12 protein-coding genes are annotated in these 13,689 nt (G+C 69.7%); 6 read left to right on the top strand and 6 right to left on the bottom strand.

The window, feature by feature from the left end; genetic code table 11:
* The first annotated feature begins 487 nt into the window (after positions 1-487).
* The 4 genes from FL583_RS37775 (at position 488) to FL583_RS37790 (ending at position 4,637) form a co-directional block, all read left to right on the top strand.
* On the top strand, positions 488-937 hold the full coding sequence (locus FL583_RS37775; protein ID WP_142709726.1) for a hypothetical protein: 450 nt from the start codon (positions 488-490) through the stop codon (positions 935-937).
* A gap of 216 nt (positions 938-1,153) precedes the next feature.
* Entirely contained in the window at positions 1,154-2,905 is a 1,752-nt protein-coding gene (locus tag FL583_RS37780) for a prenyltransferase/squalene oxidase repeat-containing protein (protein WP_142709727.1), read from the top strand.
* A gap of 14 nt (positions 2,906-2,919) precedes the next feature.
* Positions 2,920-3,750: an inositol monophosphatase family protein gene (locus FL583_RS37785; protein ID WP_142709728.1), complete on the top strand. Its 831-nt coding sequence runs from the start codon at positions 2,920-2,922 to the stop codon at positions 3,748-3,750.
* The gene (locus FL583_RS37790; protein WP_142709729.1) at positions 3,747-4,637 is read left to right on the top strand and encodes a viperin family antiviral radical SAM protein; all 891 of its coding nucleotides are present in this window, start codon (positions 3,747-3,749) and stop codon (positions 4,635-4,637) included. Before FL583_RS37785 ends, FL583_RS37790 begins: the two co-directional genes overlap by 4 nt.
* Positions 4,638-4,644: 7 nt before the next feature.
* Here FL583_RS37790 and hemB read toward each other — a convergent pair whose 3' ends face one another.
* The 6 genes from hemB to FL583_RS37820 all read right to left on the bottom strand — a co-directional run bounded on the left by hemB (position 4,645) and on the right by FL583_RS37820 (position 10,850).
* A complete protein-coding gene (gene hemB / locus FL583_RS37795) occupies positions 4,645-5,703 on the bottom strand; it encodes a porphobilinogen synthase (protein ID WP_142709730.1) in 1,059 nt (352 codons plus the stop codon).
* A gap of 60 nt (positions 5,704-5,763) precedes the next feature.
* Positions 5,764-7,338 carry a bifunctional uroporphyrinogen-III C-methyltransferase/uroporphyrinogen-III synthase gene (locus tag FL583_RS37800; RefSeq protein ID WP_142709731.1) on the bottom strand — a complete coding sequence of 525 codons (1,575 nt, stop codon included), beginning with the start codon at positions 7,336-7,338 and terminating at the stop codon, positions 5,764-5,766.
* Entirely contained in the window at positions 7,335-8,276 is a 942-nt protein-coding gene (gene hemC, locus FL583_RS37805; RefSeq protein ID WP_142709732.1) for a hydroxymethylbilane synthase, read from the bottom strand. The genes FL583_RS37800 and hemC overlap by 4 nt, the downstream gene beginning before the upstream one ends.
* The gene (locus tag FL583_RS37810; RefSeq protein ID WP_142709733.1) at positions 8,273-9,619 is read right to left on the bottom strand and encodes a glutamyl-tRNA reductase; all 1,347 of its coding nucleotides are present in this window, start codon (positions 9,617-9,619) and stop codon (positions 8,273-8,275) included. Before FL583_RS37810 ends, hemC begins: the two co-directional genes overlap by 4 nt.
* A 43-nt stretch (positions 9,620-9,662) precedes the next feature.
* Positions 9,663-10,445: a redox-sensing transcriptional repressor Rex gene (locus FL583_RS37815; protein ID WP_142709734.1), complete on the bottom strand. Its 783-nt coding sequence runs from the start codon at positions 10,443-10,445 to the stop codon at positions 9,663-9,665.
* 156 nt (positions 10,446-10,601) lie between these two features.
* Complete coding sequence (locus tag FL583_RS37820) at positions 10,602-10,850, bottom strand: glutaredoxin family protein (RefSeq protein WP_142709735.1); 249 nt, start codon at positions 10,848-10,850, stop codon at positions 10,602-10,604.
* A gap of 376 nt (positions 10,851-11,226) precedes the next feature.
* Between FL583_RS37820 and FL583_RS37825 the strand changes: the two genes are divergently transcribed.
* A complete protein-coding gene (locus FL583_RS37825) occupies positions 11,227-12,309 on the top strand; it encodes an ECF subfamily RNA polymerase sigma factor, BldN family (protein ID WP_240746953.1) in 1,083 nt (360 codons plus the stop codon).
* A 133-nt stretch (positions 12,310-12,442) separates the two neighbouring features.
* Complete coding sequence (locus tag FL583_RS37830; protein ID WP_142709736.1) at positions 12,443-13,633, top strand: DUF5667 domain-containing protein; 1,191 nt, start codon at positions 12,443-12,445, stop codon at positions 13,631-13,633.
* Positions 13,634-13,689 lie beyond the last annotated feature (56 nt).

Consider the following 13,689-nt stretch of genomic DNA (forward strand, 5'->3'; position numbering starts at 1 on the left):
CGATGCGGCACCTCTGGGGCACGCGCAGCGCGGCGGCGCGCAGCTCGGAGCGGCGCAGCACGGCGGCGCGCAGCGCGGTGGGGCGCCGGCGCGCGGGGTCGCGCCCCCGGGCCTGCCCCGGCAGGTCGCACCGGGTGCATCCCGGCCGGCACCAGCAGGCATGCCTCGACCGGCCGCCGCGGGCGGCTACCGGCCAGGAGCCCCAGCCGGCGCCGGAGCACCAGGCCGCCCGGGAACACCGGCCGGCGCCGGAACACCAGGCCGCGCGGGAACACCGGCCGGCGCGGGAACGCCGGGCGGCGCGGGAGCGGTGTCGGCTCAGCGCCCGTGGGGGCCGCCGGGCGGGCGGCCGATCCCCAGCGCCGGAGTGCAAGCCCCCCGGGCCCCTGGAGGAACCCGACACATCCCCTGGGACCGCCTCCAGTGCCCACCGATCGCCAGCCGAACCGGACGGCGCATCTGGAGCAACATCGTCCTGGTCCTCGTCGTGCTCGGGCTGATCGACGCGATCGCCCAGACCCCGAGCGTCCGCTCGTTCCTGGTCGGCGGCCCACTGACCCAACCGCCCTGGCTCGGCGGCGCCTTCGACGCCAGCACCCGCCTGACCCGGGCCACCGCCGGGCTACCCGACCCGCTCACCACCTGGGTCACCGCGAACGGCGCGGCCGCCGTCGCCGGGCGCCTGGCCGCGGTCCCGCTGCTGCTGCTGGCCTGCGTCGCGCTGGTCCGCCGCGGCGGCACCGCTTCCTGGGCGATGGCCGCCAAGACCGCCGCGGGCTGGGTCGGCACGCTGGTGGCCGTCCTGCTGGCGGCCCGCTACCTGGCCACCGGTTTCCAGTCACTGCTGTGGGCCGTGTCCGCCCTCAGCTGGTGGCTTGTACTTTTCCTACCCGTATTGGTCGTGCTCACCAAGCGAGCTGCGGGCCCGAATCACTAATTCCAGAAAATCGATGTCTGCTGTGGAATCCGCGGCGGCCACTTACGCGATCGGCCAGGCCGTCTGAACCGACCGTGGATAACTATCGTCCAAACTCGCGTGTGGGCGATACTCTGTCCCCACGGCTAATTCCTGGGGGGAAGATTGTCGACGCGTAGCTCATCCAGCTCCGCGCTCGCTCTGTCGCGCGCGGCGACCGGGGGTGGGCGGGTCGAGTTGATCCTGTTGACCGATTCAGTCGATCCACAATTCATCGTCCTCATGGCCAAACAGGTTGGGAGTTCACTCTCCATCGAGTTGCCAACCGCCTCAAGCGCACCCAAGCGACTTGCACAGGTCATCGAGGAAGAGGCAAGGGGGCAACTCGGATTACAGATCCGCTTTCTCGGGTTCGTTGAGTTTTCCGTCGAGGCGGACTGCCGCATCGTGGCGGCTGTAGTCCTCACCGACCCCGCTGTGCCCAAGGCGACAAAGCTCGGTCAAGACCTACGCATCCTCTCGGAAGCCGATATACGCGACGAGCATATTACCGATCTGGCACTCTACGATGCCGCGCGCGAGTGGTGCATCACCGAGATCGAATCACACACGCTTAACGAGCGTATCAGTAGTGCGGTTGAGTCCTCTATCGCCTATTTGAGTCGTAACCTCTCCCACGAGCGCCCAGACGACGCTCCGCTGGAGAGAGAGACTAGTATCCCTTACAACGGCCTGTGGGGCTGGTCGATGTTGATGGATCAGACCGATGTCGGTGTGTTGTCCACCGCTCAGGGCATCCTGGCTTACCGGCATGCTGATCGCCAGCCCAGCGATACTATAGGCAGCGCGGTAGAGTCGCTCGAGCGTCTCCAGAACACTGATGGCGGTTGGCGGGTACGGCGGGCACTCACTGGCAATCCGAGCGACAAGTCAGTGACAGAGAGCACTTGCTACTGCGTTTGGGCGCTATTGGAGATTGGCCGCCCTCACACCGATCCAGTAGTTAGTAAGGCCGTTACCTGGCTGCGCGAGCACGTCCAGCAGGATGGTGGCTGGGCCTCCACCGCAGACGGCACCGAGTCGCACCTCTATCCAACCGCCCTCGCCGTCCGTGTCCTGGCGCGTTGCGAACACAGTGAGGAACTCGCGCAGGGCCTATGGTGGCTGCGCCAGGCACAGGATCCAGACTCTGGCGCCTTCTTCGCACCCAAGCGTCCCCAGGGTTGGGATGCCGATGACCGGCGTTTCGCATATACCGCTCATGCTGTGCTGAGCCTCCTCGCCGCCGGCGTGCCGGAGGACGACGATGTGATCCGATCGGCCTGCGGGTTCTTATCGCTCGAGTTCGACGAGGACGGACCCGAGCCTTGGCCGTCACGGGCGACGACCACTCGGATCGACCGAGCCACGGCGTCGAACATGGAATTCAAGCATTTTGCCACCCCTTGGGTGATCGCGGCCTTGATTACGGCTGGCCACGGCGTCGATGACATGGTTGTCCTCCGCGCAGTCGAGAAGCTTCTCAAACGCCAGCTATCCGATGGCCGTTGGCGCTGCGAACTCGCCGACAACGATCGAACTACGCTCTGGGCATTACATGATGCCCTCTTCGCACTACGCACGATCCGCGAATCCACCCGCAGCCGCTTGCCGATGATTGCGTTGAGCCGACAACGGGACGATGAGCGCAAGCGTATATCCGAAGCGCTTACCCGGCTATTGGCGGCTACCGCACCGCAGCCAGCTCCCCAGAACGGCATCGCCTGGCGGCGCTTCCTGTACGGCTGGCTCGCCGCCCTCACCGTTTTTGTTCTATTGTTACTCCTGGCTCAACTCGGGTTCGACCTATTCGGCCCCGGATCCGCATTGCGCAAGGTTCTCGGGACTGTCGGCGCCTTCATACTCGCAGTCGCTACTGCAACCGTCCCTCAAGTCGTCACTGAGGAGCACAAGCGACGCCGCGGCAGGGAGGAACGGCACCAAACGTGAGGAGTTGACCGCACATGCGCGTGCAGTGGAAGACAGCCGTCGATTGGCATCAGCACCTGACCGTAGCGAAGGAGTGTGCAGAAGCTGCCGCTCAACGCATCTCTGATGAGTTCGGCCATCGTCATATCACCGGCGAGAAGGGGCCGTACGACGTTCAACTACGCGCCGATTTGGTATCGGAAGACACGATCGTTTCAGGGATCCATCAGGCATATCCTGACCATCGAATAATTTCCGAAGAGCACACCCTCAAGTGGTTGAATGACGAGCACACATGGTTTGTCGACCCGCTCGATGGAACCAATAATTTCGGCTACGGAGTCGCTCACTGCGCAGTTGCGATCACCCTCTTCCACCGCGACGAACCCGTGGTGGCCGTCGTCCATGACCCGGTCGTCAAACGTCGCTATTACGCGCAGGCTGACGCAAAGCAGGCTCTAAGGCCAGCGCCACTTCGTAGCGAACCCGTACCACTTCGGCGGGCTTCAATCTCCTACGTCACGAATTACACGCCAGAGGCCCGACGCTACGGACTTGCGCTCGAACGGCGCCTCCGCGACGAGTGCAAGCGCGTGTTCACGCTCTGGGCACCGTCTCTCGATCTAGCGCTTATATCCGCAGGTGGTCTCGACGCCATGGTGTGTGTCGACGCGAACTTCCTCGACGTCTGCGCCGGCCTCTTCCTACTCGAGCAGAACGGTGGCTGCGTGCTCGGCCTCGGTGGAGAACGCCTTCCCCTCACCAAGTCTCTTGCGGACGCTCCAGTATCGTTCGTTGCCGCCCGTGACGGACACCTGGCTCAAGATCTCTTCCAACATGTTCGGGAAGCGATACACGGCGTATGACCTCGTCAGCGCGAAGCTCTAGACTTCCGATTTCGACTGTCAACTTTCACGTGTGGCAGCCGTGTAACATGCACTGCCATTTCTGTTTTGCTACTTTTCGTGACGTCCGATCGGACGTTCTGCCCGCTGGGCACCTAGAGCGCTCCGAAGCCCGAATGGTCATCGCCGCGCTAGGCCGCTACGGGTTCGAGAAGATCACGTTTGCAGGTGGGGAGCCGCTACTTTGCCCGTGGTTACCCGACCTCCTGCGTGAAGCGAAAGCTCACGGGATGGCCACCTCCATAGTTACCAACGGAAGCCTTCTCGACGAGGAGTATCTGGCGCGTACCCACACCGACCTCGACTGGCTCGCCCTAAGTATCGATAGCGTGGACCCTACGGTTCTACGCCTCACTGGCCGTCAGACGCGCGGACGCCCGCTATCGGAGGTCGACTACCTCCATCTGTGCGCGACCGCTGCCTCACTGGGTATCGCCATCAAGATCAATACAGTTGTCACGGCCGCCAATTGGCACGAGGATCTCACTGGTTTTCTCGCTGACGCCCGGCCACATCGGTGGAAGGCGATGCGCGTGCTCCCGATGGCGGACCAGAATAGCGGCGCGGTAGAGGCCTTCCTGATTAGCAGCGAGCAGTTCTGGACGTACGTCGACCGTCACCGGGCGCTGCGATGTCTAGGCATTGACATAGTGGCAGAAGACAACAACGACATGCTCGGCACTTACGTCATGGTCGACCCGGCCGGCCGCTTCGTTGACAACCTCGACGGTCGGTACCGTTACAGCGCCCCGATCCTCCAGGTGGGAGCTGAGAAGGCGCTCGGCCAGATACGCCTCGACCGCAGTGGCTTCCTACGCCGCGGAGGCGAATACCAATGGGTCCGCTGAGCGTCTCCTACTGGCGTGCGAGCAGCCCCGCGGCCTCGGTGGCCCAGTACGTCAGCACGAAGTCGGCCCCGGCCCGCCGGGCCCCGACCAACGTCTCGAGCATGACCTGCTCCCGGTTGATCCACCCGTTGGCCGCCGCCGCCTCGACCATCGCGTACTCACCCGACACCTGGTACGCCGCCACCGGCACGTCGACCGCGTCCGCGACCTGACGCAGCACGTCGAGGTACGGCAGCGCGGGCTTGACCATGATGATGTCGGCGCCCTCGGCGATGTCGAGCGCGACCTCGCGCAGCGCCTCGGCCGCGTTCGCCGGGTCCTGCTGGTAGGTCTTGCGGTCGCCCTTGAGCTGCGACTCCACCGCGTCGCGGAACGGCCCGTAGAACCCGGACGCGTACTTCGCCGCGTAGGCCAGGATCACCGTGTTCGTGTGCCCGGCCGCGTCGAGCGCCGCCCGGACGACGCCGACCTGGCCGTCCATCATCCCGGACAGCCCGAGCACGTGCGCACCGGCGTCGGCCTGCGCGACCGCCATCTCGGCGTAGCGCAGCAGCGTCGCGTCGTTGTCGACCGAGCCGTCGGCGGCCAGGACTCCGCAGTGCCCGTGGTCGGTGAACTCGTCCAGGCAGAGGTCGCTCATCACGACCGTGTCGGCGCCGACCTCGGCGATCACGTCCGCGATCGCGTCGTTGAGCACCGCGTCGGTGGTGCCGCAGTGGTCGCGCTCGGTCGGCACGCCGAACAGCATGATGCCGCCGACGCCGGCCGCGACCGACTCGGCCGCGGCCCGGCGAAGCGAGTCCCGCGAGTGCTGGAAAACGCCCGGCAGCGACCGGATCGGCCGCGCCTCCGGGATGCCTTCCTTGACGAAGAGCGGGAGGACGAGGTCGGCCGGGTTCACCCGGATCTCCGACACGAGCCGACGCATGGCCGGGCTCTGCCGCAGCCGCCGCGGACGAACGCTCGGGAACCCGCCACCGCCGCCGCTACTGCCCGGGGTCAGCCCGGGGCAGAGCTTCTCGAGTGACGGCGCACCGGCCGTGGCCCGCCGCAACGTCCCGCTCATCGTCTCTCCCTCACTCGTCGCCGCCTGTACCCGAAAGTACGCCGGGAGACAGGCAATCGTTCAGCGTGCCAGCCGACCGGCCGTCGGCCCCTGGGCCTTGGCGCCCCGGCGCGGCTTGGCCGGCAGCGACGCCAGCTTCTCCCGCAGCTCGAGCGCGTACTCGGCCAGCGACTCGACCAGCGACGGCACGTTCGCGGTCTCCGGCTGCACGTCGACGCGCAGCCCGAGCTCGCGGGCGGTGTCGGCGGTCTTCGGCCCGATGCAGGCCACGACCGTGCGGGCGTGCGGCTTGCCGGCGATGCCGACCAGGTTCCGCACCGTGGACGACGACGTGAACAGCACGGCGTCGAACCCGCCTGACTTGATCGCGTCCCGGATCGGCGCGGGCGGCGGGGCGGCCCGAACGGTGCGGTAGGCCGTGACGTCGTCGACCTCCCAGCCGCGCTCGATCAGGCCGGCGGCCAGCGTCTCGGTCGCGATGTCGGCCCGCGGCAGCAGGATCCGGTCGATCGGGTCGAGCACCTCGTCGTAGGGCGGGAAGTCTGCCAGCAGGCCGTCGCTGGACTGCTCACCGCTGGGCAGCAGCTCGGCCTTGACGCCGAACGCCTCCACCGCGGCCGCGGTCGCGTCGCCGACGCAGGCGATCTTGACGCCGGCGAACGCCCGCGCGTCGAGCCCGAACTCGGCGAACTTCTCCCAGACCGCCTTCACCGCGTTGGTCGAGGTGAAGATGACCCACTCGTACCGGCCGGTGACCAGGCCCTTGATCGCGCGCTCCATCTGGGCCGGCGTCCGGGGCGGCTCGACGGCGATCGTCGGCACCTCCTCCGGGATCGCGCCCCAGCCGCGGAGCTGGGCGCTCATCGCACCGGCCTGCTCCTTGGTGCGGGGCACCAGCACCTTCCAGCCGTACAGCGGACGCGACTCCCACCAGGAGAGCTTGTCGCGCAGGCCCACGCCGGCCCCGATCGAGACGACCAGCGTTCCGTAGAGCCCGATCGCCGCGTCGACGATGCCGTCCAGCGTCGCCACCGACGTCGACTGGGTGTCGGTGGTGCCGTCGCCGGTGACCAGCACCGTCGCCTGGCCGCTCATCCCGGCCGAGAGCAGCCCGTCGCGGACGGCCGGCAGGTCACCGGCGTCCAGAGTGAGCGTCAGCGTGCCCGGGACCGCGACCATCGCGTCGAAGTCGAGCGCGGTGACGTCACGGACCTCGACCGTCGTCCGCAGACCGCCGGCCGGCGCACCGGCGTAGCCGGTGACCCCCTCGGCGAGCGGAACACCGGGAACCACCTCGAACGGGACCGACGTCCGGGCGACGGCCTGCACCTCGCGGACGATCGACTCCGACGTCAGCGGGTCGCCGGCCACCAGGCGGGCCACCGTGCGTCCGGAGCGGGCCCCGGAGAGCAGTACCTTCGCGACGTCCCCGGCTGCGCCCTCGGCGACGCTGACCTCGACCGACTCCGGCGCGGAGGCGACCACCGCGGCGAGGAGCGTGGGCGGCAGCGACCGGTCGTGCAGGATGTGGTCGGCGTCGGCGACGGCCTCGAGCGCACGTCGGGTGAGCAGCCCCGGGTCGCCGGGGCCTGCCCCGACGAACGTGATCCGGCCGGTCGTGGAGCGACGGGTCATGCGGTTCTCCCCATCAGGGTGTCGGCGCCTGCGGCGAGGAGGTCGGCAGCGAGCTGCCTCCCGACCGCTCCGGCGTCGGTGTGCAAACTGTCGTACGTAGCGGGGACGGGGATCGTCCGTGCGTCGGTCAGCACGGACGTTCCGTCCAGGGCCGCGACCCGGGCCCGCAGGGTGAGCTGGTCGGCGTCGATCGAGGCCCAGGCGGCGACCGGGGCACTGCACCCGGCCTCGAGTGCGGCCAGCAGCGCGCGCTCGGCGGTCACCTCGGCCCGGGCCGTCGGCGCCTCGATCGCGCCGAGCAGCGCAACCAGTTCGGCGTCGTCGGCGCGGCACTCGACCGCGAGCGCACCCTGGGCCGGCGCGGGCACCAGGACGTCGGGGTGGAGCGCTTCAGTGATCTCGGTGGCCCGTCCGAGACGGGCCAGGCCGGCGACGGCCAGCACGACCGCGTCCAGCTCACCGCTGCTGACTTTGTTCATCCTGGTGTCAACGTTCCCGCGAATCGGCACGCAGACCAAATCCGGCCGGGCGATGAGCACCTGCGCGACCCGCCGGGGCGCCCCGGTGCCCACCCGGGCGCCGGACGGCAGCTTCTCCAGCGTCAGCCCGTCGCGCGAGATCAGCGCGTCGCGGGGGTCGGCCCGGAACGGGACGGCGGCGATCGTCAGGCCGTCGGCGGGCGCGGTCGGGAGGTCTTTGTACGAGTGCACGGCGAAGTCGATCTGGTCGGCGAGCAGCGCGTCGCGCAGTGCGGACACGAACACGCCGGTGCCGCCGATCTGGGTCAGCAGCGTGGTGCGGTCGCGGTCGCCCTCGGTGCTGATGTGCACCAGCTCGACCTCGCGCCCGGTGGCCGCGGTGAGCGTGTCGGCGACGTCACCGGACTGAGCCAGCGCGAGCTTGGAGGCCCGCGTGCCCAGCCGCAGGGGGCGACTCATCCGTGCACCTCGCTCTCGGCGATGACCCAGGGGTTGGCACCGTCCGGTTCGACGGTCACGGCCGCGGCCGGCCGCGCGTGCCCGTCGAGGAGGAACAATTCCCGGACCGCCGCAGCGTAGCGGTCTCCGCCAGGGGCGGTGGCCAGCTCTTTCATCCGGACCGTCGGCGTGTGCAGCAACGTCGAGACGACCCGGCGGACGGTCTTCTCCACCTCCCGGCGGGAGGCGTCGTCGAGGTCGGGCAACCGGGAGTGCAACTTCTCCAGCTCGCCCGCGACCACCTGGTCGGCCCGCGCGCGCAGCGCGACCACGGTCGGCGCGACCTCGGTCGACCGCTGCCAGGCGGCGAACGCCTCGACCTCGGTCTCGACGATGGTCCGCGCGCCCTCGACCGCGGCCGACGCCGGTTCGTCGGCCAGCGCCGCGGTCAGCGCCTCGATGTCGAGCACGACGACGCCCGGCAGCGCGTCGACCGCCCGTTCGGTGTCGCGGGGCACGGCGAGGTCGAGAATCGCCAGGTCGGGCGCGTTCGGACCGCGGGCGGCGATGGCGGCCGAGACGTCCTGGTAGGTGAGCACGGCCTCGGTCGCGCCGGTGGCGGTGACCACGATGTCGGCCTCGGAGAGCGCGGCCCGCAGCTCGGTCAGGTCGCCGCCGCGCCCGCCGACGTTCGCGGCCACCCGGCGGGCGGTATCGGCGGTGCGGTTGAGCACCGTGATCGGGCCGACGCCCTCGCGCCGGAGCGTGGCCGCGGCCAGCGCTCCGAGCGAACCGGCCCCGACGACCAGCGCCCGGCGGCCGGCCAGCGACCCGACCCGCTCGGCGCTCACCCGCAGGGCGGCGGTGACGACCGACTGGCCGGCGTGGTCGATGTCGGTGTCGGTGTGGACGCGCTTGCCGACCCGCAGCGCCTGCTGCATGACCTCGTGCAGGACGCGGCCCGGCGCACCGTGCCCGTCGGCCGCGTTGTACGCGTCGCGCACCTGGCCGAGGATCTGCGGCTCGCCGACGACCAGCGAGTCCAGGCCCGAGACGACCGAGAAGACGTGCCGCACCGCGGCGTCCGAATAATGGACGTAGAGGTGATCGGCGAGCTCGGCGATGTGGACGCCGGTGCGGGCCGACAGGACCTGACCGATCTCGTGCAGCGCACCGTGGAACGTGTTGACCGCGGCGTACACCTCGACCCGGTTGCACGTGGAGAGCAGGACGGCCTCGGCCACGTGCGTGCCGCTGATCAGCTCGGCGAGCACCCCGGAGAGCTCGGTGGACGGCACGGACGCGCGCTCGAGCAGGCGTACCGGTGCGGTGCGGTGGTTGAGACCGACGACGACAACGCTCATGCCTGGTGCACGCTCCGCTCGAGGGGCTCGGTTCGATACACGCTCACTGACCGACGACCTCCCGGGCGTCGTCGACTCGCGGAGCCGGCAGGGGGGTCACGGCGCCGCCTTTCATGGTGCCGTTGATCGCGGTGCCGTTGACACCGTGCGGGCCCTTAGCGATGTCGGCCTTCCGCTGTTCGTGGAACGACAGGATCTGCAGCTCGAGCGCGAGATCGACCTTGCGGACGTCGACGCCGTCGGGCACCTGCAGTACGCACGGCGCGAAGTTCAGGATGCTGGTGACGCCGGCCTCGACCAGCCGGTCGGCCACCTCCTGGGCGGCGGCGGACGGCGTCGAGATCACGCCGATCGACACCTGCTCCTCCTCGACGACGCGATCCAGGTCGTCGATGTGCCGGATGTCGAGCCCGGCGATGCGTTCGCCGACCCGCTCGGCGTCCGCATCGAAGAGGGCCGCGATGCGGAACCCGCGGGAGGCGAAGCCGGCGTAGCCGGCCAGGGCGTGGCCCAGATTTCCGACCCCGACCAGGACGACGGCCCACCGCTGGGTCAGGCCCAGCGCGCGGGAGATCTGGTCGACCAGCAGCGAGACCTCGTAGCCGACGCCGCGGGTGCCGTAGGAACCGAGGTGGGACAGGTCCTTGCGGAGCTTGGCCGAGTTGACGCCGGCGGCGACCGCGAGTTCCTCGGACGAGACCGTGTCGCAGCCGGTGTCGGCGAGCGCGTGCAGCGCGCGCAGGTAGACGGGGAGCCGGGCGACCGTCGCTTCGGGCACACCGCGGGTGCGACCCGCGGCGCGGATGCGCGGACGATCTCCGGACATCGGTCTCCTCGACAGTGTGGGACCGCTGTTTTGCACCAGTTACGGGAACAGCGCCTAGCTTCACGTTAGCCGCTTGTGAACGCCTGCACAAAGTCGACGGCGCAGGCCAGAGACGTGGTGACGAGCACCACAGGCACTGTGCGCGGTCGGAACGATTCAGCGCGTGAGGTCGCGGCGCAGGCGCTCTTCCTCGACCCGCCAGAAGCCGTGCTCCCGGCCGTCGAGCAGCACGACCGGCACCCGGTCGCCGTACTCGTAGGCGAGCTCCGGGTCGGCGTCGACGTCGACCTCGGTCCAGGTCAGGCCGGTGTCACGGGCGACCGACTCGATCACGCCCTTGGCGTCGTCGCAGAGATGGCACCCGACCCGGGTCAACAGGGTCACCGTGTGGTCCGTCGCCGCCATGGCCCCACCGTAGACCGCGTCCGTCACTGGAGATTGTTCCGGCAGCGACGGACGAGCCTCTTGTGACGTTCAGGGGGCATTCCCTTCACACCGGACACCACACTGCCCCCAGTCCGGGGGCGGTACCGGGTTTTTGCAACTCTCTGTGGCGCAGCAATGCCAGGATGTGCCGCAGTGCACGACTTGGGGGCCGGAATGGAAGAAATGTCGTGGTATGTGCGTCCCCGACGCGGCGGCAGCCTTGGGGAAAGTATGATCTCTCCGTTATCAGTCATGTACATGCTGTAGTTGGTCCGCCCGGGCACCCAACCGTTCGGCCGAAGTCGTTGCTCGCGACTTCCCCGACGGGCGCGGTGGGCCACGTGGGGGGACGAGCATGATCGGCGGAACGGCGGGATACGGCACGATGCCCCTGGGCACCGAGCTCGATCTTTCCGATCTCCGGTCGGCTCTGACCGATCTCCGTAACCGGACCGGCCTGCGAAGCGCCGGGCTCGGCCTCGGCCTGCGCTGTCTGGCCGGTCGGCACGGTGGGTCCGCCCTGCCGTGGTCTCGCAGTGCCGGCGGTGCGCACGCGGCTCCCAGCGGTGCGCACGCGCTGCCGGACCTGCCCGCGCAGCCCGACACCGAGGCGCCGGCTCCCGAGCCGGAACCCCACCCGGCCGACCCGCGCCGTCCGGCCCGGCCGTCCTCGCGCGCGCTGCGCAACCCGGCGCCGCGTCGGCCGGCCGACGACGACGAGACGACCGGCAGCACGACGGTCGTCGGTCACCCGCCGGTCCACGGTCACGCGGCCGGGAACGCGCCGCCGGGCCACGTCCCGGCGCCGACCCGCGGCCACCGCGGACGGGCACCCGACCGCGACACCGAGCGGGACACCGACCGGCCCTCGGACGACGGCGAAGACGTCTGGCGGCTGGTGCGGCTGGCCCAGGCCGGAGACACCGAGGCGTTCGCGCGGATCTACGACCGGTACTTCGACACGGTCTACCGGTACATCTCGTACCGGATCGGATCCCGCTCGGTCGCGGAAGACCTCACCAGCGAGGTCTGGCTCCGCGCGCTCCGGCGCATCGGCAGCGTGACCTGGCAGGGCCGTGATCTCGGCGCCTGGCTGGTCACGATCGCCCGGAACCTGATCGCCGACCACTACAAGTCGGCTCGGGCCCGTCTCGAGGTCACCACCGCCGACATGCGCGACGCCGACGACGAGGACCACGGTCCCGAAGGGCGTCCGGAGGCGGAGGTGCTGGCCCGGCTGGACAACGCGACGCTGCTGGAAGCGGTCCGCCGGCTCAACCCCGAGCAGCAGGAGTGCATCACGCTGCGCTTCCTGCAGGGCCTCTCGGTCACCGAGACGGCCCAGATCATGGGAAAGAACGACGGCGCGATCAAGGCACTCCAGTACCGGGCGGTGCGGACGCTCGGACGATTGCTCCCGGAGGGATTCACTCTGTGACGGTTCTCCTCTCGGAACGACGCGCACCCGTAACCCGCGGACGGCGCGGCGCGTTAACCGGGGTGCCGAGCAGACGGTCTGCTCGGCACCGGGACGCCGGTACCGAGGGGGCGGAGAGGAGGTGCCCACGGTGATGTTGAGTCCTGCGGAACGCCGACGAGCACGGGACTTCAACGCGCGGGTATCCGGCCGTCGAGGCGCCGAGCGCCGGCATCCGGATCGGGCCCAGCACGTCGCAGGCGCCCATCGGGCGCCGTCGGACGGAATCGACGAACTGGTTCATCTCACCGAACGGCTCGGACGGGCCGGCTCGCAGGTCCGCGCCGACGACGAGTTCCGCGACCGGCTCCGGCAACGGCTCATCGCGGTGGCCTCGGTGCACGGCATCAACGCCGAGCCGGGCTTCAACCCGCCTCCGGCTTCGGTCCCCCGGGCGCTGCCCGACTTCCGCCGCCGCATTCCCCGCCGGGTCACGGTGGTCAGCGGCACGCTCGCCGGCCTGGTGGCCCTCTCCGGCGTCGGGTTCGCCAGCGGTGGCGCCAACCCCGGGGACGCGCTCTACGGCGTCAAGCGCAGCCGGGAGGCGGCCCAGCTGACGCTGGCCCGCTCGTCGGTGGCCCGCGGTCAGCTCCACCTCGACTTCGCGCGCAACCGCCTGGCCGAGGCCGCGGCCGCGATCAACGACCTGCGCCAGCTCACCCGGCTGTTCGACGACATGGACAGCGACACCCGGCTCGGTATGGCCGACCTGGGCAGCGCCGCGGTGACCCAGCACCACCCGGCCCCGCTCGACCTCGTCGACGAGTTCACGCTGGTTCAACAGCGCGAGCTGGCCCACCTGGAGGGCACGACCCGCTCGGACCCCGCCGTCCGCCGGATCCGCGTTTCGCTGGCCCTACTCGACCGGATCAGCGGTCGGTCGGCCGACCTCCGCGCGGTCGTGCGCTGCGCGCCCCCCACCACCAGCGACGAGCTGGGCCCCATCGCCGGAGAGTGTTCTCCGCTCGAGGACGAGGAAACCTCGCTACGCTCGAGCGAGCCGGCGCCGCCGCCGAGCGACTGGTCCACCCCCACCCGGCGGCAGAACTCGGATCGCTCGTCCGGGTCGCCGTCCGCGTCACCGACCGGCAGCGCCGCCGGGAGCACGGCCGAGGGCCAGGCCTCCTCCTCCCCCACCGACGAGGGCAGCTGGGGAGCCAGCCCGTCGAGTTTCGGGGAGAGCATGGTGGTTCCGCAGTCCGGGACCGTCCTGCCGTCACCGCTGACCGGTTCTCCCGAGGACTTCGTCGACAGCGTCGTCGAGAGCGCGCGTCCGACGGACTAAGGCGTCCGCTCCGGACGTTCATGCAGTGGGTGCGTACGTCTCACGTTCTGTTGCCC

It is taken from the genome of Cryptosporangium phraense (assembly GCF_006912135.1).
In the GTDB taxonomy this organism is placed as follows: Bacteria; Actinomycetota; Actinomycetes; order Mycobacteriales; family Cryptosporangiaceae; genus Cryptosporangium; species Cryptosporangium phraense.